Here is a 23,692-nt window from a genome sequence, read left to right on the forward strand (position 1 = left end):
AACTCATCAGGCCCTGTCCGGAGGCGGTCTCCCGGACAGGGCCTGATGTCATGCGCGCGGGGAAAACCCCGGGCTCGTTCAGGGTGCGGTGGTCTGACGCAGGGCGGCGTCCAGGACGGCGAGCAGGGTCCTGGCCTGGACGTTGACGTAACGGCTGTGCGCGGCGAGCCAGTTGAGCTGGCCGGGGGTGACCCAGTGGTAGCCGGGGGGCGGCTGGGTGGGGGTGGTGGCCTCGTCGGTCTCCACGATCAGGTAGCGGCTCTCGGCGTTGAGGAAGCGGCCGCCCTCCTCGGAGTGCACCGTGGAGTAGCGCACCCGCTCGGGCGGGGCGTCCAGCATCACGTCCAAGAAGCGCGGGCGGTCCCCGGCGGGCAGGGGGGCGTAGTTGGACGGCACGCACTGTACGGTCGGGGCGAGTTCGACGGTGTCCAGGAAGCCGCCCTCCACCAGGGCGTGCGCCAGGACGTGCGGGACGCCGTCGAAGAGGCGGTAGGCGAAGCCGACCACGCCGCGCTCGACGGGTTCGATGATGGGCTGACTCCAGCCGGCCACCTCGCGGCCGGCGCCCTCGACGGAGACCGCCACCACCCTAAAGAACCGGTCGTCGGTGCGGCTGACGGCGTGCTCGCCGGTCTGCCATCCGCTGATCTCGCGCAGCGGCATGAGGCGGGCGCGGACGTCGTGCCGGGTGCGTTCCCCGGTGAACCAGGCCAGCAGGTCCGCGTCCGAGGACAGGGCCCGGGTCTCGGACGGTACCGCCGGGGCGCTGGCGAGCACGGTGCGGGCGTCCATGTTCACGACGTTGTCCAGGCGCAGCAGCTCAAGGATCTGGCCGAGGGTGAGCCAGCAGAACGCGTCGTGGACGGGGATGTCCTCCTCGACCTCGACGATCATGTTGCGGTTGCGTTTTTGGAAGAACCAGGCGCCGTGCTCGGACTGCAGGACGTCGGTGAGGACCTGCTCGCGGCGGGGGGCGAGGAAGTGCTCCAGGTACTGCACCTCCATGCCGCCGTGGGCCTTGGTGTAGTTGCTGCGGGTGGCCTGCACGGTGGGGGAGAGCTGCACCAGGTTGGGGTTGCCGGGCTCCATCTTGGCCTGCATCAAAAAGTGCAGGACGCCGTCGAACTCCTTGGCCAGGATGCCCAGGATGCCGATCTCCGGCTGCACGATGATGGGCTGCTGCCACTCGGCTTCCGGCCGGGTCACGTGCAGTCCCTCGATGGTGAAGAACCGTCCGCTGTCGTGCCCGAGGTTTCCGGTGTCGGGGGTGAAGGACCAGTGGTCGAGCTCGGCGAACGGGATCCGCCGCACCACCGCCCCGACGGAGCGGCGCTGCTGGGCCAGCCAGCCCGGCACCAGCGAGGTCTGGGTGTGCACGCCCTGGGGCGTTGCGGCCGACAGGGCCAGGCGTTCGGCGATTCCCGCCCGGGTGCGCGGGACGAGCAGGGTGGGGGCGCTCACGGCCGACCACCGCCTTCCTTCAGCGGCTTCCACCACTGGGGGTTGTCCCGGTACCAGGCGACGGTGTCGGCCAGTCCGGCGTCGAATCCGGTCAGCGGCCGGTGGCCCAGCTCCTCTTCGATGCGGCTCTGGTCCAGGGCGTAGCGCCGGTCGTGGCCCTTGCGGTCGCCGACGTGCCGGATCATCTCCGGGCCCGCCCCGAGCAGGTCGGCGATCTTGTGGGCCAGCTGCAGGTTGGTCACCGCCGTGCCGGCGCCGATGTTGTAGGCCTCGCCCGCCCGGCCGTCGGTCAGCACCCGCTGCACCGCACGGCAGTGGTCGTCCACGTGCAGCCACTCGCGGACCTGCCCGCCGTCGCCGTAGACGGGGATCGGGCGCCCTTCGAGCAGGTGGGTGACGGCGAGCGGGATGAACTTCTCCGGGTGCTGGTGGGGGCCGTAGTTGTTGGAGCAGCGGGTGACGGAGACGTTCAGCTTGTGGGTGCGCACGTAGGCCAGGGCGATCAGGTCGGAGGCCGCCTTGGAGGCGGCGTAGGGGGAGTTGGGCAGCAGCGGGGACTGCTCGGTCCACGCGCCGTGCTCGATGGAGCCGTACACCTCGTCGGTGGAGATGTGCACCACCCGCTCCACGCCCACCGCCAGGCAGGCCTCCAGCAGGGCCTGGGTGCCCTCGACGTTGGTGCGCACGAACGCCGCGCCGCTGGCGATGGAGCGGTCCACGTGGCTCTCGGCGGCGAAGTGCACCACCGCGTCCTGGCCGTGAAGGACGTCGCCCAGCAGCGTCCGGTCGAGGATGTCGCCGTGGACGAAGGTCAGCCGGGGGTGGGCGGCGGGGAGGTTGTCACGGTTGCCCGCGTAGGTCAGCGCGTCCAGGACGGTGACGTGCGCCTCCTCGAAACCCGGATAGCCCCCCTCGAGCATGGTCCTGACGTAATGCGAGCCGATGAATCCGGCGCCGCCGGTGACGAGGATTTTCACGTGACCACATCGCAATCCGAATTCCACGCTCGAAGCATGTCCTTTTCCCTTGTCTCGAGGGGGCGGCAGGGGCGCCGCGGGCCCTGCCGGCCGGCGGGGCCCGCGCGGCGGGCGGCTGCCGGGACCTGTTTTTGGCCGGGCATCGCCGGCACGCCGCCGGCCGTTGCCGTCGTCGCGTCGCCGCGTCGGGTGGGATGAGGGGCGTGGTGCCGGCTGCCCGGGGCGGGCAGTGCCGGTCTTGTGCGTGCCGCCCGGACCGGTGTCGGTGTCGGTGTGCCCGCTCATCGCTCTCCCTGTGCCGGGGCGGCCCTTTGAGTTCACGCCCGTCCTGCTCGTGAGCGTGGACGGCCGCCCTCGAAACCCTCTTGAGACGGGCTCGACGGCTTCAAAGGGGCGGCCGGCTGCGGTGGTCGGCTGTGGTGGCCGGACGGCTCCTCAGCTACCCCAAGGCAGGGCGACGTGGAAGCCGGCGCGGTAGTGCGCGTCGGTGTGCGGCGCGCTGCCGGGCCGGGCCGCACCGCTTGCGGGCCGTCGCCAGGTCCGCCGCAGGGTGCGGCCCGGTCCTGATCTCCCCTTCCTTCCAGGCCGTGGCAGGTCCGCCGCCTGTTCTCAAGCCGGTTTCCAGACGGCTTCGAGCGTGAGCCGACAGGCCGGTGCCACGCTGCGAGCGCGCTGAACTAGGAGGGGAAATCACGTGAGAAGGATTGCGTTGGCCATACCGGTCATGGCGGCCGCGCTGCTGGGCTCGGCCGTCGTCCCGGTCGCGGCGGCGAACGACGGGGCCGCCGTGGCGGCGGGCAGTATCGACTGGGTGCCGTGTCCGGGCAGCGACCCGGTCCTCGGCAACCTGCTCAAGGGCCTGGAGTGCGGCACCGTGCAGGTGCCGCTCGACTACGACCACCCCGAGGGCCGGCAGATCAGCCTGGCGCTGACCCGGGCCAAGCACACCGTCCCCGACAGCGACTACAAGGGCGTCGTCATCCTCAACCGCGGCCAGTGGCCCGGCGGCATCGGCCGCGACCTGCCCACCCGGTACGCCACCGGCACCACCGGGCTGGCCAAGGACGTCGGCACCGCCTACGACTGGATCGGCTTCGACCCGCGCGGCGTCGGCGCCAGCGAGCCCGCCCTGGTCTGCGACACCGACTACGTCGACCCCGGGCACGCGCTGCCGAACCCGGTGCCCGCCACCGCCGCCGACGAGCAGCAGTGGGTCACCCTGGCCCGCTCCTACGCCGCCAGCTGCCAGGAGAAGTACGGCGACGTCCTGGCGCACCTGAGCACCGAGGACGCCGCCCGTGACCTGGACCGGATGCGGATCGCCCTCGGCCAGGAGAAGATCACCTACTTCGGCACCGACTGGGGCACCTACCTCGGCTCCGTCTACGCCACGCTCTTCCCCGACCACCTGCAGCGGATGGTGCTGGACAGCGTGGTGCGCCCCAGCGGCGTGGGATACCGCAACAGCCTGCGCAAGAACGTGCTGACCGAGCGCAACGCCCAGATCTTCTTCGCCTGGGTCGCCCAGTACGACACCGTCTACCACCTGGGCACCACCGAGGCCGAGGTCGAGGCGGAGTACTACGCCGCGCAGGACGCGCTCGCCGCCGCCCCCCTGGACGGCAGGATCGGCGCGGCGGAATGGGCGGACGTCTTCGAGCCGGTCGTCTACCGCAGCTGGACCTGGCTCTCGCGCGCCAAGGTGCTCTCCGACTACGTGGTGCGAAAGGACCCGACCTCGCTGCGGGCCACCTGGACCCTGCCCGGCTTCCCGCACCAGAACCGGCAGGCCATGAACGACGCCGCCAACTGCACCGACGGCCCCTGGCCGCTGAACTGGAAGCGCTGGCACCAGGACTACACCCGCCAGTACAACGCCGGCAGCCGCTTTTTGACGTGGACCAACGCCTGGTACAGCGCGCCGTGCGCGTTCTGGCCGCAGCCCGCGCCGAAGACGCCGATGAAGGTCGGCAACGACCAGGTCGACGTCCTGCTGGTGCAGCCGCAGTACGACACCGCGCACGGGGTGGCCGGCGCCGTCGAGACGCACAAGCTGTTCCCCAACTCCCGCCTGGTACTGGAAAAGGGCGGCCACAACGTCGGCGCGGCGCTGTCGGCCAACAACAACCCCTGCCTGAACACCTACGTCGGTGACTTCTTCCGGGACGGCACCCGCCCCGCCTCCAAGAAGGGCATCGACGCCGTCTGCCAGGCATCCAACGATCCGGTGCCCGCGTCCTGACCCACCCCGCCCGAAAAGGGGGGCCCCGCGTGAACCCTCACGCGGGGCCCCCTTTCGCGCATCCCCCGTCCCGGCGCCGTGCCCGCCCCCTCCCGTCAGCGTCCGGCGGGCACCGGGCCGGCCCGGCGGGCGGCGGCCAGGCCTTCAAGGGTGAGCGCCAGCTCGTTGGGCGAGGGCAGCGCCAGCATCTCCTCGCGCAGCCGCACCGCGTTCGCCCGCACGGCCGGATCGTCCAGCAGCCGCACGAGCGCGGCCCGCACCGCCGGCCCGTCCGCCTGGGCAGGCGTCATCGCCAGCCCCGCGCCCGAGGCCTGAAGGCAGGCGAACTTCAGCGGGGCGTCGAACGCCCGGCTGATCAGCAGCTGCGGCACCCCGTGGCGCAGCGCGCAGCCGAAGGACCAGGTGCCGCCGTGATGCACCACAGCCGTACACGTCGGCAGCACCTCCGCCAGCGGAACGGAGTCCACCAGCCGGGTGTTGGCCGGCACCTCGCCCACCTCCCGCCGGGCGTTCGCCGGCAACGCCAGCACCAGCTCCATCTCCAGCCCTGCCACCGCCTGCAGGATCTGCCGCAGGCGCTCGACGGGCAGCGGCAGCCGGGCCTGGACGTCGTCGACGGAGTCGCCGAACGTCATCAAAACCCGCGGCGCCGCCGGCGCCGCGGGCGGCTTCGTGAGCCATTCGGGCACGACGGCCGGGCCGTTGTAGGGGACGAACTGCACGGGCAGGGTGCTCGCCGAGGCATCGGGCCTAAACGCCCCGGGCAGCGGGGCGATGGTGAACTGGCCGCCCACCAGGTCCTCGGCGAAGGGCACCCCGAACCGGCCCGCCCAGCCCTCCAGCCACTGCCGCAGCGCGTCGGTGCGCTGCCCGGGCGGCCGGCCGGCCTGGGCGTGCAGGAAGTCCTCCCGCATCCGGGTGTAGACGTCGACGGAGTACAACACCCGGGCGTGCGCGGCGCCCACGGCCTCGGCGGCCACCGCGCCGGCGAACGCCTTGGCGCCCCACAGCACCAGATCCGGCCGCCAGGCGCGGGCGGCGGCGACGAGGTCGTCCATCATCGAGTCGTTGGAGCGCCGCGCCTGCGGCAGCACCAGGTCCTCGAAGACCCGCGTCGCCTGCTCCCAGCCCAGCCGCTCACGGCCCGGCCGTATGTCGAACAGCGCCTCCAGGCCCTGCTGCGGGGCCCGCTGCGCGGCGGCGGCGCGGTCGGAGCTCTGGCGCCGGTCGCGCTGGGTGCGCACCTGTGCCGTCTCGCCGGGACCGACGGCCACGGCGGTCAGCCCGGCCGAGGTGACGGCGTCCAGCAGATCCGGCCAGCAGGCCACCCGCACCTCGTGCCCGGCCGTGCGCAGCGACCACGCCAGCGGCACCAGATTGAACACGTGCGCCTTCCACGGAAACGGCACGACGAGAACTCGCACAACGCACTCCTTTCCCAATCGGGGATAGGTGAATTCTCTTCCCCGCCCGGCTTGTTCAACCGGAGCGCCTCGGCAGTTGAACAAGCAGAACCGCTCGACCAACACCCTTGAAAAACCATGAACTTGACACAGCGGAGCACCCGACGCGATCGTCAATGCACTCGATTGCCGATACAGCTTCGGGAGGTGAATCAGATGAAGACGCTTCGCCAGTGGAACGCTCTGCGCTCGCAGCGTAAGGGCGGTGTCCGTCCGGCCGGTAAGTACTTCAAGTGGGCTGCCTGATCAGGGCGCTCTCGTGGCCTGTGGAGGGTGACATCACCCTCCACAGGCCAGGGTTTTTGGCCCAGGGATATCTGAGTCGTGGCAATCGAGGTGGGATCAGTGCACAGGTGGAGTTACGAACGTTTTGCCGTCGAGCAGAAGAATGTGAACGGGCTGGTCGAACGTTTTCTGGCCCCGGAGGTCTGGCAGACATCACGCGAACCGCTGACCGGTGAAGAACGCGCCGAACTGCGCGAGGCGATCGCGGCGCTTCGCCACCCCATGGTCATCGAAGAACTCTGTGCGATGGCGGCGACCCACCCCCGTGCGGATGTCCGCCTGACGGTTCTCGAGGGCGTCGAGCCGTTTATGGCCACGCTGCCCGCGGCGCGGGAATTCCTGGTCTGGCTGCTCGGCGACGACGAGGACTTCGTCGTGTTCACCGCCGCGAAGATCGCCGGCCGCCACCGCATCGGCGAGGCTTATGAGGAGCTGCTGCACATCACCGGACCGGCCGAGGCCGGCCTGCTGCGCAGCACCAAGCCGGTCGGCATCGGCGCCGCCGTCGTGGCCAAGGCGATGGACGCCATCCTCGGCGCCGAGGACCGCGCGGCCCGCCTTGAAATCGAGCGGGAGCACACCCGCACCGGCCAGCTGCCCGAGGAGTGCGCACTGGGCGAACACTGGGACTACGACCCGCCCAACCTGCCCCGCCCCGTCCCCGAGGGCATGGTCCTCATCCCGGCCGGCGACTTCGTCGTCGGCATCGGCATCGACGACGTCGTCCATCCGCTGTACGACGTGGACGACGCCGTGCCCCGCCAGCGCCGCCACCTGCCCGACTTCCTCATCGACCGCCACCCGGTGACCAACGCCGAGTACGACGCCTGGGCGAACGGCCCGCTGGCCGCCGAGCACGCCCTGTGCCACCCCGACGAGCCCGAGGACAAGGACCACCGCCGCGGCATCACCGGCGACGCCCGGTTCGGCCCCGACCACCCCGCCACCGGCGTCGACTGGTACGACGCCTACGCCTACCTCGCGCACATCGGCAAACGGCTGCCCACCGAACTGGAATGGGAGAAGGCCGCCCGCGGCGAGAACGGCTCCCTGTACCCGTGGGGCGATGACTTCGACCCCGACGCCCTGCGCTGGTTCGGCGCCTCCTTCGGCGAGGCGAAGAACCTGGAGCACTGGCGCGACACCCTGAGCACCTTCGACGAGGAAACCCCGGCCGTCACCACCGTCCCGGTCGGCTCCCACCCCAAGAACGTCAGCAGCTACGGCGTGGCGGACCTGGTCGGCAACTGCTGGGAGTGGACGGACACCAACTTCTTCACCCGCGACCGCATGAAGCCGATGATCTCCGGCCGGCCCCGCACCGAATGGGCCACCGCCGAGGAGACCTCAGTGGTCATCCGGGGCGGCGCGTGGACCTCCATGCGCGAGCAGGTCACGGCATACTTCCGCGGCAAGGACCTCTTCACCGACCGGCACAACGAGATCGGCTTCCGAGGAGTGATCCGGTGAGCTCCCCGCAGCGCATTCCCCGCTTTGGCTACGACGGCACGGTGACGGCCGAACAACGCGCCTTCTACGAGCAGTACGGCTTCGTCATCTACCGCGGCATCTTCGACGCCCACGACGTGGACCTCATCAAACGCGACGCCCAGCGCCTGGAACGCGACACCCTCGCCGGCAACGTGCCGGCCGAACACCGCGACCAGGTCATCAAACCCTCCTACGACGAGAACGGCCGGGCGACCCTGCACCGGCTGCCCTACTTCACCCTGCACTGCGCCGACACCCGCGACCTGATCGAGCGACGCAACCTGGACGCGCTCGGCCCCGGCCTGCTGGGCGGGCCGACCTGGCGGTTCGAGGACGCCGTCGACGGCGCCGTATGGCAGATGAAACGCGGCAAGCGCAGCTCCTACAGTGCCCTGGACTGGCACCTGGACTTCCCGCACGACCTGCCGCTGACCCCCCTGGTGAACGTGGGCATCTACCTGGACGACGCCACCCTGCGCAACGGCTGCCTGGTCCTGGTGCCCGGCTCCCACCGCTATCCGCCACGCCGCCTTGAACCGGTGGGACTTCCGCTGGAGGCCGAGGCGGGCGACGTCATCTGCCACACCTACAACATCCTCCACCACTCCGGCCCGGTACTGGACGACACCAGCCGGGCAACGCTGTACGTGTACTACTCCGCGGGGGAAAAGCCCTCGGCGGGCACCGCGTACAGCCACCGGGCGGGCGAGGACTTCGCCAAGATGATCACCGGAGCGGAGGCCGGCACACGTTGACTTCCTCCCCCTCCTGAAGGAGGGGGAGTCCTACGGCTCGCGCCGTGGGGTTTTCTGCTTCATCGCCGACTGCCCGCCCGGAGTACTCCGTTGAGGTCTCACATCAGCTCCACAGACCGACGCCGTCAGCCCGACGGCCAGAATGTTCTTCGCCGCGTTCACGTCCCGGTCGTGGGTCGTGCCGCAGGCGCACGTCCACGCGCGGACGTTGAGCGGCATCGTGTCCTGCAGGCTGCCGCAGGCGGAGCACAGCTTGGAGGAGGGGAACCATTGGTCGATCGCGATCACTGCGCGGCCGTACCACTGGGCCTTGTATTCCAGCATGCTCCGGAAATCGGACCAGGCCGCGTCGCTGATGGCGCGGGCCAGGCTGGCGTTCTTCATCATGTTTTGAACGGCGAGGTCCTCGATCACGATCGTTTGGTTTTCACGAACGAGACGAGTGGTGATTTTGTGCAGGTGGTCGCGCCTGCGGTCGGTGATGCGGGCGTAGACCTTGGCCACCTTCCGGCGTGCCTTGGCCCGGTTGGCTCCCTCCCCCTTGGCCTTGCGGGCGAGCTGCCGCTGGGCCGTGGCCAGGCGGGCTCCATCGCGGTGCTCGTGCCGGGGGTTGGAGACCTTCTCCCCGGTGGAGAGGGTCAGCAGGTGATCGAGGCCGACGTCGACACCGACGGCCGCGTGGGTGGGGGGAAGTGGCCGGACGGAGGGGTCCTCACACAGCAGGGACACATACCAGCGTCCGGCCGCGTCCTTGGACACCGTCACGGTAGACGGCGACGCACCCTCGGGCAGGGGACGGGACCACACGATCTCCAGCGGCTCCGCCATCTTCGCCAGGGTCAGCCTGCCGGCCCTGAACCGGAATGCGCTGGTGGTGTACTCCGCCGACTTCCGCGACTTCTTCCGCGACTTGAACCGCGGGTGCCTCGCCCGCCTGCCGAAGAAGTTCGTGAACGCCGTCTGAAGGTGCCGCAGAGCCTGCTGGAGCGGCACGGAGGAAACCTCGTTGAGGTAGGCGAGTTCCTCGCTCTTCTTCCAGGCCGTCAGCATCGCCGACGTCTGGTGGTAGCTCACCCGCTCCTGCCTCGCCCACGCCTGCGTGCGCGCCGCAAGGGCCAGGTTGTAGACCTTCCGCACACATCCGAACGTGCGCGACAGCTCGGCTGCCTGCGCATCGGTCGGATAGAAGCGGTACTTGAACGCCCGCTTCACGAAAGTGGCCACGGCTCACAAACTATTACGCCGGCTTGTGGCCATCTGCCGGTTCGTGGAAATGGACGCCGCTCCGCCCTGGCGGCGAACCGGCTTTCCCTGCCCTGCTCCGCAGTTGCTTCGTTTCCTCCCCGGCCTGAAGGCCGGGGTATCCACGAAGGAAGGCCCCGATGACCACCACCACCGCGGACGTTCCGCCCCAAGTCCTGCACCTCGCCGCCTGGGCCGAGGGGCCGGCCGCCGAACGCGACGCCCTGATCGCCGGCTACCTGAGCACCCTGGAGCAGCTGGCCGACCCGCAGCTGCTCGCTGAATGCCTGGCGGTCGGCCTGCTGCACGAGATGCCCGAGATCCGCCGCCAGGCCCTCGCGGCCGCCGTACGGCTCGCCCCGGACCTGGCGGCGGAGGCCGTCGGCTGGGCGCTGGCCGACCCGGACGAGACCGTGCGCGGCCCGGCCCTGGCGGCCCTGGCCGCAACGCCGGCCCTGCGCGCGGCGGGCGGCCCGTCCGCGCTGCACGCCCTGCTGGCCGTGCTGGGCCGCTCACCCGACCAGATCGCCGGCGGCGCCGGGAACTACGTGACGGTGGCGGACGCCCAGGCGCTGGCCTCGGCACAGACCCTGCTCGCCGACACGGCACTGGCAGACACGGTTCTTGAGGAGCTTCCCGTCCCGTTGTCCGCGGACCGGCTGCCCAGCCGGCTCTCCCTGGAGGGGATGCGGCACATCCCGGCCGGACGGTTGCGCCGCGGCACACCTCCCGGCGAGGAACGCTCCTGGGGTGATCCGGGTGAGCCCGCGGTGGCCGAGGTCACCGTCGAGGGCTTCTACCTGGACACCTGCCCGGTCACCAACGACGACTACGACGCGTTCGTCGCCGACGTCGGTGAGCAGGGCCACCTGTGGTGCCATCCGGACGAGCCCAGGAACACCGACCACACCCGCTCCACCGCCGACGACCCCCGCTGCGCCGGCGGCCATCCGGCGACCGGGGTCAGCTGGTACGACGCGGTCGCCTACGCCGCCTGGTGCGGCAAGCGGCTGCCCACCGAGGACGAGTGGGAGCGGGCCGCCCGCGGCGACGACCACCGCCGCCACCCGTGGGGAGCCGACTTCCGGCCCGAGCGGGTGCGGGGCCTGCACGCGCTCCTGGGCTGGGACGGCGATGTGGGCCTGGACCGCGCCGCGTGGCTGCGCCGGCTCGCGGATCTGTCTGTCGCCCACCTGCCCGCACTGACCGGCCCGGTGAACCTGCCGGGTGGCGAATCCCCCTTCGGGGTGAGGGATTTGTGCGGCAACGTGTGGGAGTGGACCTCCACCCGCTTCCTGGACGGCCTCCCCCTACAGCCGCGCTTCGCCGCCATGGACCCGGGCGATCTGTGGGGGGAGTGGTCGGCCGAGGTCAGCGTCCGCGGCGGGGCGTGGAGTTCACCGCCCGCGCTGCTCACCACGCTCAGCCGGGCGGGCAAGACGCTGGTGACCAGGAGTCCGGAGATCGGGTTCCGCTGCGCGGTGAGCGAATCGGAGGGGCCCGCTCGATGACCCCGGCACGGCGCATTCAGCGGGTGCTGCCCGAGGGCTACACCCGCTGCCTGGCCAACCCCGACTTCCGCCGGCTGCAGCCCGGATTCCTCGTCTCCTTCCTCGGCGACGGCATGAGCTTCATCGGGGTGGCCTGGCTGGCCGTCGAACTGGCCGCCCCCACCCACCGGTCCCTGGTGGTGGGGCTCGCCGTCGCCGCCTACAGCCTGCCCGCCGCGCTCGGCTCCCTGACCCTGGGACGCTGGCTCAGCGGACGCAACGCCCGCAGCCTGATCCTGGTCAACGCCCTCCTGCGCGGCGCCCTGTTCGCCCTGATCCCCGCCTTGTACTGGACCGGACTGCTGACCGCCGCGACCTACATCGCCCTGCTCGCCCTGTCCTCGATCCTGCACGCCTGGGGGATCGCCGGCCGGCAGACCTTCGTCGCCGAGACCCTCCCGGCCGAAGACCGGCTGGCCGGCCACGCCCTGGTGGGCAGCCAGGAGCAGCTGTCGTTCATCACCGGCCCCCCGCTGGCCGGTCTGGTCTCGGCCGCCCTCGGGCCGGCCGCGGTGCTCGCCGCCGACGCGCTCAGCTACGCCTACCTCGCCCTGGTCACGGCCCGGGTACGCGGCGAGGGCACCCTCGAGCGGCGGCCGCCGGTGCCGCTGCGGCGCAGCGGCCAGACCCTCGCCCGCCACCCCGAACTGCTGGGCCTGCTGGGCCTGTCGTTCGTCTTCTACCTGCTGTACGGGCCCATCGAGGTGGCCGTCCCCCTGGTCGTGGCCGAGCGGATGGGCTCCGATCCCACCGTGCTCGGCTGGATCTGGAGCGCGTTCGGTGTCGGCGCGGTGATCGGGACCTGGATCACCGGAACGCTGCGGCGGCTGCCGCTGTGGCCGACCGTGCTGGCCATCGTGGCCGGCTGGGGGCTGGCGATCCTGCCCTTCGCCCACTTCGGCACCCTCGCCGCGGGCATCGCCGGCTTCGGCCTGGGCGGCCTGATCTACGCGCCCTACGGGCCGGTGAGCATCACCCTGCTGCAACAAAAGGCGCCCCTGGAGGAGTTGGTCAGCCTCAGCGCGTTCCGCAGCGCGATCCTGGTGATCGCCACCCCGCTGGGCGCGGTCCTCGCCGGCCCCCTGATCGGCGCGTTCGGCGCGACGGGCACCATCCGCCTGTCCGGGCAGACCACCATCGCCCTCGCCGCCCTGGGCGCCGTCCTGATCCTGCTGCTGCGCCGGCGCCGGCACCGCCCGCAGCGGCACGAACCGCTGGTGAGCACCGAACAGCGGTAGACCCCCGCGCAAGGTGCGGGCCCCGCCCGGCCGGCCAGGTGCCGCGGGCGTGACTTCGGCATGTCCGGCGCCGGGCACTGTCAGGCAGACCAAGGAGCAACGGATGAAACTCGGACAGGAAGAGATGCGCAGCCGGTTCGAGCGGGAGCGGGCCGTGCGGCTGGCCACGGTCGACGACCGCGGGCGCGCCCATGTCGTGCCGGTCATCTTCGTGGTCGACGGCGGCATCTTCTACTCACCCACCGACAAGCCCAAGAGCGGCAATCCGCGGCCCAAGCGGCTGCGCAACCTCGACCGCGACCCGCGGGTGACGGTCCTGGCCGACTGCTACGACGAGAACTGGCTGGGGGCGTGGTGGGTGCGGCTGCGGGGCACCGCCCGGGTCATCGGCGACGGCCCGGAGCGCACCCGCGCGCTGGGCCTGCTGGACGGCAAGTACGAGCAGTTCGACGGCGCCCGCTACCTCAAGGACGGCGGACCGGTGGTGGCGGTCGACATCAAGGACTGGCTCGGCTGGGCCTACAGCGAGCAGTCCGCGGCGCCCACCGGTCGGCGCCGCACCTGGCGCGAGCGGTCGCGGCTGCGGTCCAGTCGTGCTTGACCGGTGCTGAAGAGGGCTTTGCCAGGCTGCGACTGGCAAGGCATCGGCCGATTCTTAAGGGGCGAATATGGGAGCCATCGAGGTTCCGGTTCTGATCGTGGGCGGTGGCGGGTGCGGTCTGTCCGCCTCCGTCTTCCTGTCCGACCAGGGCGTCGATCATCTGCTGGTGGAACGGCACCCGGACACATCGAGGGTTCCGAAGGCGCACTACCTCAACCAGCGCACGATGGAGATCTACCGGCAGCACGGCGTCGCCGACGACGTGCTCGCCGAGGCGGCGCCGCTGGAGAAGTTCGGCAAGGTGCGCTGGCAGACCACGCTCGCCGGTGACGGGCCGCTGGAGCGGCGCCTGATCCACGAGATGGACGCCTTCGGCGGCGGCGCGCTGCGCGAGACCTATGCGGCGGCCGGGCCGCTGCTGCCCGCCAAGCTGCCGCAGATGTGGCTGGAGCCGATCCTGCGCCGGCACGCCGAGCAGCGCAATCCCGGGCGGATCCTCTTCCACCACGAGCTGACCTCCTTCCGCGAGGAGGGCGACCACGTCGTCGCCGAGATCCGCAACGTGGAGAGCGGGGAGACCACCACGGTCACGGCGCAGTACCTTCTGGGCGCCGACGGCGGCCGCATGGTCGGATCCGAGGTCGGCATCCAGCTGCAGGGCCCGCCCGGCCTGGTCAACACCACCACCGTGTACTTCTCCGCCGACCTCTCCGAATGGTGGGAGGAGGGCACGCTCATCACGCACTTCCTCAGCCCCGAGGACCCCGACCTGTCCAGCAACCTCATCGAGATGGGGCCGCGCTGGGGCAAGGAGTGCGAGCAGTGGGGCCTGCACTTCGCCCCCGGCCCGCCCGGACGCTGGAACAACGACAACGTCGTGCCCCGCATCCGCGAGCTGCTGCGCATCCCCGACCTTCAGGTGACGGTGCACAAGGTGACGGACTGGATCGTGCACGCCCACCTCGCCGACCGCTACCGGGTGGGCCGCGTGCTCATCGCCGGCGACGCCGCGCACCGCCAGCCCCCGGCCGTCGGCCTGGGCCTGAACACCGGCATCCAGGACGCCCACAACCTCGCCTGGAAGCTGGCCGCGGTCCTCGCCGGCCGCGCCGGCGACACCCTGGTCGACAGCTACGAGGCCGAACGCCGGCCCGTGGGCCGGGAGAACGTGGACTGGGCGGTCTCCGCGGCCGTCCACCACCAGGCCGTCATCGACGCCGTCGGCGCCGGCCACAACATCCCCGCCGGCCGCCGCAGGCAGCGCCTGGAGTCCTACTTCGACCCCTCGCCGCTCGGCGACACCGTGCGGGCCCGCGCCCTGGAGATCTTCCACACCCACCGCGGGGGCTGCCAGTCCCTCGACATGGAGGTCGGCTTCCACTACGAGGACGGCGCGCTCGTCACGGACGGCAGCACGCCGCCCGCCCGCGTCCCCATGCGCAACGAGCACCAGCCCACCTCCCGCCCCGGACACCGGCTGCCGCACGCCTGGATCACCGCCGGCGGCCGGCGCCTGTCCACCCTGGACCTCACCGGCCCGACCGACTTCACCCTCATCACCGGCCCCGAGGGCACAGCCTGGCGCGAGGCGGCCGTACGCGTGGCGGAGAAGTTCTCCGTCGCCCTGCGCACGGTCAGCATCGGCGCCGGCGGCACTCACGCCGACGTCGACGGCGGCTGGGCGGCCGTGCGGGAGATCACCGACAGCGGCGCCCTGCTGGTCCGTCCCGACCAGCACGTCGCCTGGCGCAGCACGGACGGCGCCGGCGACCCCGAGCAGGTCCTGGCGCAGGTCTTCGCCACGGTGCTGGACCGCTGAGCGCGCCCCGACCGCACCACCAAAGCGGCCGTGCCCACCGGGCACGGCCGCTTTTGAGTGTCGGGGGAGAAGCCTTCAGGCTCCGACCGCCGTCGCACGGGCGGCGGCGTCCTGCTTCACCCAGGCCAGCACCTGCTCGGTGGCCTGCCGCGCGGAGGCCATGCACACCCCCACACCCACCCCGTCGTACAGGGCGCCGCACACGGCGAGACCAGGCTGGGCGGCGACCGTCTCACGGATCTGCCGCACCCGCTCGAAGTGGCCGACGGTGTACTGCGGCAGCGCGTCCTGCCAGCGGCTGACCCGGCTGGCCACCGGCACACCGTGCACCCCGGTGGCCTCGGCCAGTTCCGCGGTCGCCAGCGCCACCAGGTCGGCGTCGTCGCGGCCCAGCAGGTCCTCCTCGCCGAACCGGCCCATCGCACAGCGCACGATCTCCACCTCGCCGGCCAGGTGCGGCCACTTCACGGTGGTGAAGGTGACCTCCTTGACCGCCTTGCCCTCCGGCGCCGGCACCCGGTAGGCGGCATAGCCGCGGCCCGCAAGGCCGCCGGGGAACGCCGAACGGGGATAGGCGAGGGTCACCACCGCCACGTTGGCGTAGGGCACCTCGGCGAACGCCGAGACGGCCCGGCCGGTGCCGGGCACCTGCGCGAGCAGCCGGCCCGCGGGAGCGGCCGGAACGGCGATGATCACGGCGTCCGCCGTGAGGTGCTCCGTCCCGGAGGCCGTGCCCACGCTGATCCGCCAGCCGTCCGCACTGCGGGCCAGCTCGCGGACGGGGGCGTCGGTGCGCACCGACGCGTCCGGCGCCGCCGCCAGCACCTCGCGCACCAGCACCGCGGGCAGCGAGCCGAACCCGCCCTCCAGGGTCGCCACCCGCACCGGCGGCGGCTTCTGCCCCGGAGCGAGCACGGGCGTCAGCGAGCCGGCCGCGTCCGCCAGCGAGACGTGCGAGCGGGCCGCCTTCGCCAGCGGCGTCAGCGTGGCCTCGAACGACAGGTCCGTGGCCCGGCCGGCGAACACCCCGGCCAGGAACGGCTCGACCAGACGGTCCACGACCTCCTGGCCGAAGCGCCCGCCGACGTAGTCGGCGACCGAGACGTCACCCTCCCGGTCGAAGGAGGGCAGCACCAGATCCTGCCGGGCCCGCTCCACGCCCTCACCCGAGACCACGCCGGAGCGGGCGAGGTCGTCCATGTCGCAGGGCACGCCCATGAACTGACGGTCCGGCTGCTGCCGGATCTCGCCCCTGCTCCAGATCGCCGACGCCGTCACACCCGCCGACATGATCTTCTCGCCGAGTCCGGCGTCCGCGATCAGCCCGGTCGTGCGGCGCCGGTTGGCGTACAGCGATTCGGCGCCCTCGTCGACGGCGACGCCCGCGACCTCGGAGACCGACAGTTTCCCGCCGAGCCGGGAGGACGCCTCCAGCACCGTCACCCGGACCGGCTCGTTGCGGAGCTGGAACGCCGCCGCCAGTCCCGCGATGCCACCCCCGATGACGACCACATGGGGCTTTCCACTCACCTGATCCTGTTCGGTGCCAGCCATTTGACCAGATCCTTCGCGGTTAGTGTCGAAAGAGGGGCCGTCTTGCGCCGCCGATTCCTGCGGCGTCAAGACAGGTCCTGGCAGTCTCGCCGGGGGGCCCAGCCCCCCGGTCGAGAGCGCCTAGAGGGTCCCGTGTGCGGTGCCGAACCAGCGCTCGAGGGCCTGGGTGAGGTCGTCGACGGTGCCGGGGCAGGTCCAGGCGACGTAGCCGTCGGGACGGATCAGGACGGCGTCCAGGGCCGTGCCCGGCACGGTCCAGGTGCCGGTGTGGATGTCGACGCGGTCGCGGTGACCGTGGGCGGCCGCGGCAATGGCCTCGTCGGACGTCAGGAGCAGGCCGCGTCCGGTGCGCAGCAGTTCGCCGACGCGGGTGCGGGTGGTGTCGGCCAGGGTGAGGGCGGTGTCGGGGGGCATGCGCCGGCCCAGCAGGGGGTGGTCGCCCTTGGCCAGGTCGTAGCGGACGCCGAGGTTGCTCAGCATGCCCGCCGCGTACTCGGCGGCGTCCCTGTGGGCCAGCAGCTCGCCCACGACCTCGCGCACCGGGTCCATGTCCGCACCGGTCAGGCGCAGTTCGATCGCCGCGCGGGCGTTGCGCGCCAACTGCTCGCCCACCGGGTGCCGTTCACCGTGATAGGTGTCCAACAGGCCTTCAGGCGCACGGCCCTGGACGGTGGCGGCCAGCTTCCAGCCGAGGTTGACCGCGTCCTGCACGCCCACGCTCAGCCCCTGCGCCATGGCCGGGGGCTGCACGTGCGCGGCGTCGCCGGCCAGGAAGACCCGGCCGCTCCGGTATGCGGCCGCGGCGCGGGAGGCGTCGGTGAAGCAGCTGATCCAGCGGCACTGCCCGTGGTGGATGGACTCGCCCGTCAGCCGCTGCCAGGCGTCGGCGAGGTCGGCGAAGGCGATGGCGCCTCGGTCGCGGGGCGGCTGGGTGCCGGCCTCGTGGACGACGACCCGGGTGACGCCGTTCTCCAGGTCCATCGCCATCACCATGCTGCCGCCGGGCAGGTCCTCCCCGATGCGCCGCTTGCGGGTGTCGATGCCGGTGACGTCGGCGGTGAGGAAGCCGCGCCGGCCGTCGGTGCCGGGGAAGGCGATGCCGGCCAGCCGGCGCACCGTGCTGCGCCCGCCGTCGCAGCCCACGAGGTAGGCGGCGCGCTCCTCGGCGGTCCCGTCGGGGCCGTCGACGCTGACCACGACCTCGTCGTCGTCCTGGCGCAGGCCGGTCACCTCAAAGCCGCGCAGGACGGGCACGCCGAGTTCGCCCACCCACTCCTCCAGCATCCGCTCGGTGCGGAACTGGGAGACCCCCCGGTGCCCGTAGTGGTCCTCCTCCAGCATGCCGAGGTCGATGGGCACCCCGCCGAAGTGGCTGTCGGCGGGCTCGGTGGCCCCCAGCCGCTCCAGCAGGCCACGTTGGTCGAAGCATTCGGCGGTGCGCTTGGTGAAGCTCGCGCCGCGTGACTGGCGGGTGGGGGCGTCCAGGCGCTCCAGGACGACGACGTGAACGCCGCGCAGGGCGAGTTCACCGGCGGTCATCAGCCCGACCGGGCCGGCCCCGACGACGATTACATCCCTGGCCATGTCATCTACTCCTCAGTCGAAGGGTGCCGTCGGTGCTCACCGGCCGGCGGGCTGCCGGACGCGTGCGGTGCCGAACCAGTGCTCGAGCACCTGGGTGAGGTCGTCGGCGGTGTGCGGGGAGGTCCAGGCGACGTAGCCGTCGGGGCGGATCAGGACGGCGTCCAGGGGGGTGCCGGGCATGCTCCAGGCGGCGGTGACCGTGTGGACGCGGTCGCTGTAATCCTGGGCGGCCGCGGCAAGGGTGTCGGCGGATGTCAGGAGCAGGCCGCGTCCGGTGCGCAGGAGTTCGCCGACGCGGGTGCGGGCGCCGTCGGCGAGGGTGAGGGCGGTGTCGGGGGGCATGCGCCGGCCCAGCAGGGGGTGGTCGCCCTCGGCCAGGTCGTAGCGGATGCCCAGGCCGCTGACGATGCCCGCGGTCTGCTCGGCGGCGTCCTTGTGGGCCAGCAGTTCGCCCACCACCTCGCGCACCGGGTCCATGGCCTCGTCCCCGAGGTAGAGCCTGGCGGCGGCCCGGGCGTTGCGGATCAACTGCTCCCCGACGGGGTGGCGTTCGCCGTGGTAGGTGTCCAGCAGGCCCTCGGGCGCCCGGCCCTGGACGGTGGCGGCCAGCTTCCAGCCGAGGTTGACGGCGTCCTGCAGCCCGGCGCTCAGCCCCCAGGCGGCCAGCGGGGGGATCTCGTGCGCGGCGTCGCCCGCCAGCAGCACCCGGCCGCGCCGGTAGGTCTCGGCCAGCGCGGAGGAGTTGCCCGAGGCCCACAGCCACAGGCACTGCGCTTCGTCGATGGACTCGCCCGTCAGCCGCCGCCACGCGTCGGCGACCTCGGCGAAGGTCAGCGCACCCGGCTCGGGGCGGGCGGGCAGGGCCGGGTCGTGGACGACCACCCGGCAGCGGCCCCCGCCCAGCGGGGTGCACACCACCATGCGGCCGCCGGGCAGCCGTTCGCCGATCGGCCGCGGGCGCGGGCTGACACCGGTGATCTCCGCGGTGTACATGCCCCGGGTGGGCTCCCAGACGGTGGTGGGGATGCCGGCCAGGCGGCGCACCGTGCTGCCCGCGCCGTCGCAGCCGGCCACGTAGCGGGCGCTTTCCTCGCCGGCGCCGTCGGGGCCGGCGTAGGACACCACGACATGGTCGGTCGCCTCGCGCAGGCCGGTGACCTCCCGGCCGCGGCGCACCGGCACGCCGAGCTCGGCCAGCCACTGGCCCAGCGCCTGTTCGGTGCGGGTCTGGGACAGGCCCAGCACCCCGCTGTGGTCCTCGTCCAGCATGCCGAGGTCGAAGCGGACCCCGCCGAAGTGGCCCATCGGGCCCCACCGCACCGCGCCCAGGCGGGGCAGCAGTCCGCGCTGGTCCAGGGATTCGGCGGCGCGCCGGTTGAAGCCCAGTGCCCGGGACTCTTCGGTCGGGGCGGGCAGCCGGTCGTAGACGGCCACGTCCACTCCGGCCAGCCGCAGTTCTCCGGCCAGCATCAGGCCGACCGGGCCCGCACCGACCACGATGACGTCAGTTGTTTTCATTTTTTGAGGCCCTTTGCGCTGTGGCAATGGTTGGCCATGGTGAAGCTACTCAGGGCAATCTCCGGCCGCAACGATTCACCAATTCCCTGCGCGGTGGGGGGTGTTCGACCGTGGAGTCGGCGCAATTGAACGCGGAGCTGAACACTTGAGCATGCGGTCCGCGCCGCAGCAATATCGTCGGGTGCCTTCGGGAATTTTTCTCCCCCGGTGAATGCGCGCATTACCGGCCCCGCGAAAGGAAGCTGACGTGACGGACGAGAAGATCGCTCTGGTCACCGGTGCCAACAAGGGCATCGGATTCGCCGTGGCACGCCGGCTCGGTGAGCGGGGGATCGTCGTCATCGTCGGCGCGCGCGAGGAGACGCGTGGCAAGCAGGCCGCCGACGCGCTGGCCGCCGACGGCATCGCCGCGACAACGCTCAGGCTCGACGTGCGGGACCCGGCTTGTGTCGCCGAGGCCGCGGCGGAGATCGAACGGCGTTATGGCCGCCTGGACATCCTGGTCAACAACGCCGGCACCGCGGGCAGCTTCACCGGCCCCCCGAGCGCCGCGAGCGCGGCGGATCTGCGGGAGGTGTACGAGACCAACGTCTTCGGCGTGGTCACCGTCACCGGCGCGATGCTGCCGCTGCTGCGCCGCTCGAAGGCCGGCCGGATCGTCAACCTCTCCAGCCACACCGCCTCGCTGGCCCTGACCTCGGACCCCGGCTCCCCGCTGGCGGGCGTCAACATGATCGCCTACCAGTCGTCGAAGACCGCGCTGAACGCGCTCACGCTCGCCTACGCCAAGGAGCTGCGCGGGACTTCCGTCAAGGTCAACGCGGCCCTGCCCGGCGTGGTGGCCACGGACATCAACCACCACCGCGGCCGGCGCACACCCGCCGAGGGGGCGGCCGTCGTGGTCCGCCTGGCCCTGCTGGAGGAGTCCGGCCCGTCGGGCGTGTGCCTGGCGGACGAGGGACCGATCCCCTGGTAGCCCGCCCGACGCACGGCGGCCGCCTGGCGGCCGCATCCGACCGCACCGCCGGGCGCGTTGTCCGGCGGGCACGAGACTTGGAGAGACACAGTGGCGCTTGAGGGAACGATCCTGGTGCTCGGCGCAACCGGCCGGCAGGGCGGGGCGGTGGCCCGCGAACTGCTGCGGCGCGGCCACCGCGTGCACGCCCTGGTCCGCGATGCGGCCAAGGACCAGGCGCGGGCGCTCGCGGAGGCGGGCGCGGTCCTGATCCGCGGCGACATGGACGACCAGGCCTCCCTGGCGGCGGCGATGGACGGCGTGCACGGGGTGTTCAGCGTGCAGACCTTCCGCCAGCCCGGCGGCGTCGAGGCCGAGGAGCGCCAGGCCCGGGCGGTGGCGGATGCCGCGGTGCGGGCCGGGGTGCGGCACTTCGTCTACAGCTCGGTCGGCGGCGCGGACCGCGACACCCGGGTCCCGCACTTCGAGAGCAAGCACCGCGTCGAGCAGTACCTGGCCACCCTCGACCTGCCCACGACCGTGCTGCGCCCGGTGATGTTCCACGACATCCTGCTCGACATCGCCCCGCGCCCGGCCGGGGACGGCCTGGTGCTGGCGATGTGGCTGGACCCGCAGATCCCGGTGCAGCTCATCGCCACCGGTGACATCGGCGTGTTCGCCGCGGACGCCTTCGAGAACGCCGACGCCTGGCTGGGCCGGACGGTGGAGATCGCCGGCGACGCCCTGACCGGGCCGCAGATGGCCGCGGCCTTCGAAGCGGTCTCAGGGATCCCCACCCGCTACCAGCAACTGCCGATCGAGCCGCTGCGAAGCGCCCGCCCCGACCTGGCCAACATGTTCGACTGGTTCGAGCGCGACGGCTACCGCGCCGACCTTGAGGAGTTGCGCCGCACCCGGCCCGGCCTGATCACGCTGGAGAGCTGGCTGGCACAGAACTGGACCGCCCCGGTGACGGCGGCGGCCCGCTGAGGCCTCAGGTGAAGACCGGTCCCCGGGTGCGGGTGCGCTTGAGCTCGAAGAACCCCTCGGTCGCCGCCATGGCGAGCACCCCGTCCCACAGCCGCACCGCGGCCTCACCCCGGGGGGCGGGGGTCACCACGGGCCCGAAGAACGCCACGTCCCCGACCGCGACGACGGGCGTGCCCACATCCGCGCCGACCCGGCCGATGCCGTCGTGATGCGAGGCGCGCACCGCGCCGTCGTACGTCTTGGCCCCCGCCGCGTCGGCGAGGCGGGGGTCGAGGCCCGCCGCCGTCAGGGCGGCCGCGTAGGTGGCGTGCTCCTTGGGCGCCTGCCGCAGGTGGAAGCGGGTGCCGAGCTCGGTGTACAGATCGCCCAGCACCTGCGGGCCGTAGGTCTGTTCGGCGGCGGCGCACACCCGCACCGGCTCCATCCGCACCGCGAGGTCGCGGTGCCAGCGCTCGGGCAGATCGGTCCGTCCCTCGTTGAGGACGGTCAGGCTCATCAGATGCCAGCGCAGCTCGAGCGGCCGCTGCCGGGCGACCTCGAGGATCCAGCGGGAGGTCATCCACGCCCAGGGGCAGGTCGGGTCGAACCAGAAATCCACCGGGGTTGGGGTGTCGTACCGCAACGGGGCCTCCTCGACGTAGCCGGGCCGGAACAATTTGACAAGCCGCCCCGGAATTTCACTGGAGCAGCGCTGGACGGAGCCCTGTTCAACCGCTCAATTCCCCGGTTGAACATCCCGGAAGGCGTGGTGGGAATACGGAAGTTGCGGGTTCCCAAATCGCCGACCTATGGTCTGGAAATCCACGAAAAAAAGGCGCTCCGAAAGGAAAGGCATGTCCGTGCTGCCCGAGGTTCGCGACCAGTCAGACTCCTATGCGCTGCTCCATCTCATCCAGGGCGCGGTGATCACCCAGGCTCTTTCGGTCGCGGCCCGGCTCGGCGTCGCGGACGTGCTGGCCGGCGGCCCGCTGTCCGTGACCGACATCGCGGCCCGCGTCGGCTCCGACCCGCAGGCGACCCACCGCCTGCTGCGCGCACTCGCCGGCCATGAGGTGTTCGCCCGGCGTGCGGACGGCCGCTACGAGAACACCCCGATGTCCGAGCACCTGCGGGAGGACGCCCCGGACTCGATGCGCGGCTTCGCCGTGCTGATGAGCCACCCCACGCTGTGGGAGGAGTGGGGGCACCTGGCCGCCACGGTGGAGAGCGGCGAGGCCAACCTGCCCAAGCTGCGCGGCATGGGCGCGCTGGACTTCTTCCACGCCAACCTCGACTACGCCCGGGTGTTCTTCGAGGCGTTCGGCGGGCTCTCGGCCTCCGAGACCGACCCGATCCTGGCCGCCTACGACTTCTCCGTCTTCGGCACGGTCGTGGACGTCATCGCCGGCCGCGGCAACCTGCTGGCGGGCATCCTGAAGCAGGCACCGGACACCAAGGGCGTGCTGTACGACTCCAAGATCGCCACCGTCGACTCGCCGGCGCTGTTCGAGGCGGCCGGGGTCGCCGACCGGTTCACCATCGAGCACGGCGGCTACCTCGACAAGCTGCCCACCGGCGGCGACGCCTACGTCTTCAAGCACATCATCCACGACTTCTCCCGGGCCGACGCCATCACCGCGCTGCGCAACGCGCGCGAGGCGATCGCCCCCGGCGGCAAGCTCCTCGTCATCGAGTACGTGATCCCCGAGAGCAACGAAAAGCACCTGGGCAACACCATCGACCTCTGGCTGATGCTGATGCTCGGCGCCCAGGAGCGCACCCTCGCCGAGTACACCGAACTGTTCGCCGAGGCCGGCTTCCAGCTCACCCGGGCCGTGCCCACCAGCGCGCCGATCTCGGTCATCGAGGGCATCCCGGTCTGAACGACCCCGCGCACCGCACCCGACTTGTCACGGGTGTCGGCCGGTGGCCGCAGACACCGCATCGTCCTGGAGGCGGTTCGCCTTTCCCTGCCCTGCTCCGCAGGA

General features: G+C 71.9%; 18 protein-coding genes. 10 read left to right on the forward strand and 8 right to left on the reverse strand.

The annotated features are described in order from the left end of the window. Positions 1-78 precede the first annotated feature (78 nt). Together FBY22_RS18960 and rfbB are read right to left on the reverse strand one after the other, a co-directional pair. Positions 79-1,461: an NDP-hexose 2,3-dehydratase family protein gene (locus FBY22_RS18960; protein WP_142147001.1), complete on the reverse strand. Its 1,383-nt coding sequence runs from the start codon at positions 1,459-1,461 to the stop codon at positions 79-81. Next, complete coding sequence (gene rfbB / locus FBY22_RS18965; RefSeq protein WP_142147003.1) at positions 1,458-2,438, reverse strand: dTDP-glucose 4,6-dehydratase; 981 nt, start codon at positions 2,436-2,438, stop codon at positions 1,458-1,460. The genes FBY22_RS18960 and rfbB overlap by 4 nt, the downstream gene beginning before the upstream one ends. A gap of 709 nt (positions 2,439-3,147) precedes the next feature. On the opposite strand from rfbB, the gene FBY22_RS18970 reads away from it, so the two are divergent. Continuing rightward, positions 3,148-4,680, forward strand: a complete 1,533-nt coding sequence (locus tag FBY22_RS18970) for an alpha/beta hydrolase (RefSeq protein ID WP_260844934.1) — start codon at positions 3,148-3,150, stop codon at positions 4,678-4,680. Positions 4,681-4,775: 95 nt separating this feature from the next. Here FBY22_RS18970 and FBY22_RS18975 read toward each other — a convergent pair whose 3' ends face one another. Beyond that, complete coding sequence (locus FBY22_RS18975; protein WP_142147006.1) at positions 4,776-6,104, reverse strand: nucleotide disphospho-sugar-binding domain-containing protein; 1,329 nt, start codon at positions 6,102-6,104, stop codon at positions 4,776-4,778. A 429-nt stretch (positions 6,105-6,533) separates the two neighbouring features. Between FBY22_RS18975 and FBY22_RS18980 the strand changes: the two genes are divergently transcribed. Next, positions 6,534-7,898 carry an SUMF1/EgtB/PvdO family nonheme iron enzyme gene (locus tag FBY22_RS18980; RefSeq protein WP_160159903.1) on the forward strand — a complete coding sequence of 455 codons (1,365 nt, stop codon included), beginning with the start codon at positions 6,534-6,536 and terminating at the stop codon, positions 7,896-7,898. Further along, on the forward strand, positions 7,895-8,674 hold the full coding sequence (locus tag FBY22_RS18985) for a phytanoyl-CoA dioxygenase family protein (RefSeq protein WP_160159904.1): 780 nt from the start codon (positions 7,895-7,897) through the stop codon (positions 8,672-8,674). Before FBY22_RS18980 ends, FBY22_RS18985 begins: the two co-directional genes overlap by 4 nt. 30 nt (positions 8,675-8,704) lie before the next feature. On the opposite strand, the gene FBY22_RS18990 is transcribed toward FBY22_RS18985, so the two are convergent. Further along, positions 8,705-9,898, reverse strand: coding sequence for an RNA-guided endonuclease TnpB family protein (locus tag FBY22_RS18990; RefSeq protein ID WP_142147012.1), 1,194 nt, complete (start codon positions 9,896-9,898; stop codon positions 8,705-8,707). A 158-nt stretch (positions 9,899-10,056) separates the two neighbouring features. On the opposite strand from FBY22_RS18990, the gene FBY22_RS44540 reads away from it, so the two are divergent. The 4 genes from FBY22_RS44540 to FBY22_RS19010 all read left to right on the forward strand — a co-directional run bounded on the left by FBY22_RS44540 (position 10,057) and on the right by FBY22_RS19010 (position 15,124). Then, positions 10,057-11,427 (forward strand): SUMF1/EgtB/PvdO family nonheme iron enzyme, encoded by a 1,371-nt coding sequence (locus FBY22_RS44540; RefSeq protein WP_222127783.1) that lies wholly within the window; start codon positions 10,057-10,059, stop codon positions 11,425-11,427. Continuing rightward, positions 11,424-12,704: an MFS transporter gene (locus FBY22_RS19000; protein WP_142147014.1), complete on the forward strand. Its 1,281-nt coding sequence runs from the start codon at positions 11,424-11,426 to the stop codon at positions 12,702-12,704. The genes FBY22_RS44540 and FBY22_RS19000 overlap by 4 nt, the downstream gene beginning before the upstream one ends. Before the next feature lie 103 nt (positions 12,705-12,807). Next, the gene (locus tag FBY22_RS19005; protein ID WP_142147016.1) at positions 12,808-13,305 is read left to right on the forward strand and encodes a pyridoxamine 5'-phosphate oxidase family protein; all 498 of its coding nucleotides are present in this window, start codon (positions 12,808-12,810) and stop codon (positions 13,303-13,305) included. 67 nt (positions 13,306-13,372) lie between these two features. Continuing rightward, on the forward strand, positions 13,373-15,124 hold the full coding sequence (locus tag FBY22_RS19010) for an FAD-dependent monooxygenase (RefSeq protein WP_142147018.1): 1,752 nt from the start codon (positions 13,373-13,375) through the stop codon (positions 15,122-15,124). 75 nt (positions 15,125-15,199) lie between these two features. On the opposite strand, the gene hemG is transcribed toward FBY22_RS19010, so the two are convergent. The 3 genes from hemG to FBY22_RS19025 all read right to left on the reverse strand — a co-directional run bounded on the left by hemG (position 15,200) and on the right by FBY22_RS19025 (position 19,780). Continuing rightward, positions 15,200-16,678, reverse strand: a complete 1,479-nt coding sequence (gene hemG / locus FBY22_RS19015) for a protoporphyrinogen oxidase (RefSeq protein WP_142147020.1) — start codon at positions 16,676-16,678, stop codon at positions 15,200-15,202. 120 nt (positions 16,679-16,798) lie between these two features. Continuing rightward, entirely contained in the window at positions 16,799-18,262 is a 1,464-nt protein-coding gene (locus FBY22_RS19020) for an FAD-dependent oxidoreductase (RefSeq protein WP_142147022.1), read from the reverse strand. 36 nt (positions 18,263-18,298) lie between these two features. After that, positions 18,299-19,780: an FAD-dependent monooxygenase gene (locus FBY22_RS19025; protein ID WP_142147024.1), complete on the reverse strand. Its 1,482-nt coding sequence runs from the start codon at positions 19,778-19,780 to the stop codon at positions 18,299-18,301. A 247-nt stretch (positions 19,781-20,027) separates the two neighbouring features. Between FBY22_RS19025 and FBY22_RS19030 the strand changes: the two genes are divergently transcribed. Both FBY22_RS19030 and FBY22_RS19035 read left to right on the forward strand, forming a co-directional pair. Then, positions 20,028-20,756, forward strand: coding sequence for an SDR family oxidoreductase (locus FBY22_RS19030; protein ID WP_142147026.1), 729 nt, complete (start codon positions 20,028-20,030; stop codon positions 20,754-20,756). A 90-nt stretch (positions 20,757-20,846) separates the two neighbouring features. Further along, positions 20,847-21,725 carry an NmrA/HSCARG family protein gene (locus FBY22_RS19035; protein WP_142147028.1) on the forward strand — a complete coding sequence of 293 codons (879 nt, stop codon included), beginning with the start codon at positions 20,847-20,849 and terminating at the stop codon, positions 21,723-21,725. Positions 21,726-21,729: 4 nt separating this feature from the next. Here the strand turns inward: FBY22_RS19035 and FBY22_RS19040 are convergent, their stop codons facing one another. Continuing rightward, the gene (locus FBY22_RS19040) at positions 21,730-22,347 is read right to left on the reverse strand and encodes a DsbA family protein (RefSeq protein ID WP_142147030.1); all 618 of its coding nucleotides are present in this window, start codon (positions 22,345-22,347) and stop codon (positions 21,730-21,732) included. Between the two features lie 211 nt (positions 22,348-22,558). Between FBY22_RS19040 and FBY22_RS19045 the strand changes: the two genes are divergently transcribed. Next, entirely contained in the window at positions 22,559-23,587 is a 1,029-nt protein-coding gene (locus FBY22_RS19045) for a methyltransferase (RefSeq protein WP_142147032.1), read from the forward strand. The last annotated feature ends 105 nt before the right edge of the window (positions 23,588-23,692 follow it).

This window comes from Streptomyces sp. SLBN-31 (genome assembly GCF_006715395.1).
Lineage (GTDB): Bacteria > Actinomycetota > Actinomycetes > Streptomycetales > Streptomycetaceae > Streptomyces.

Bases quoted from the DNA above. Each gene is read 5' to 3' on its own strand.
- FBY22_RS19020 (WP_142147022.1), bottom strand. From the start codon at position 18,262: ATGGCCAGGGATGTAATCGTCGTCGGGGCCGGCCCGGTCGGGCTGATG.
- FBY22_RS19000 (WP_142147014.1), top strand. From the start codon at position 11,424: ATGACCCCGGCACGGCGCATTCAGCGGGTGCTGCCCGAGGGCTACACC.
- FBY22_RS44540 (WP_222127783.1), top strand. From the start codon at position 10,057: ATGACCACCACCACCGCGGACGTTCCGCCCCAAGTCCTGCACCTCGCC.
- FBY22_RS19010 (WP_142147018.1), top strand. From the start codon at position 13,373: ATGGGAGCCATCGAGGTTCCGGTTCTGATCGTGGGCGGTGGCGGGTGC.
- hemG (WP_142147020.1), bottom strand. From the start codon at position 16,678: ATGGCTGGCACCGAACAGGATCAGGTGAGTGGAAAGCCCCATGTGGTC.
- FBY22_RS19045 (WP_142147032.1), top strand. From the start codon at position 22,559: ATGTCCGTGCTGCCCGAGGTTCGCGACCAGTCAGACTCCTATGCGCTG.
- FBY22_RS19005 (WP_142147016.1), top strand. From the start codon at position 12,808: ATGAAACTCGGACAGGAAGAGATGCGCAGCCGGTTCGAGCGGGAGCGG.
- FBY22_RS19025 (WP_142147024.1), bottom strand. From the start codon at position 19,780: ATGAAAACAACTGACGTCATCGTGGTCGGTGCGGGCCCGGTCGGCCTG.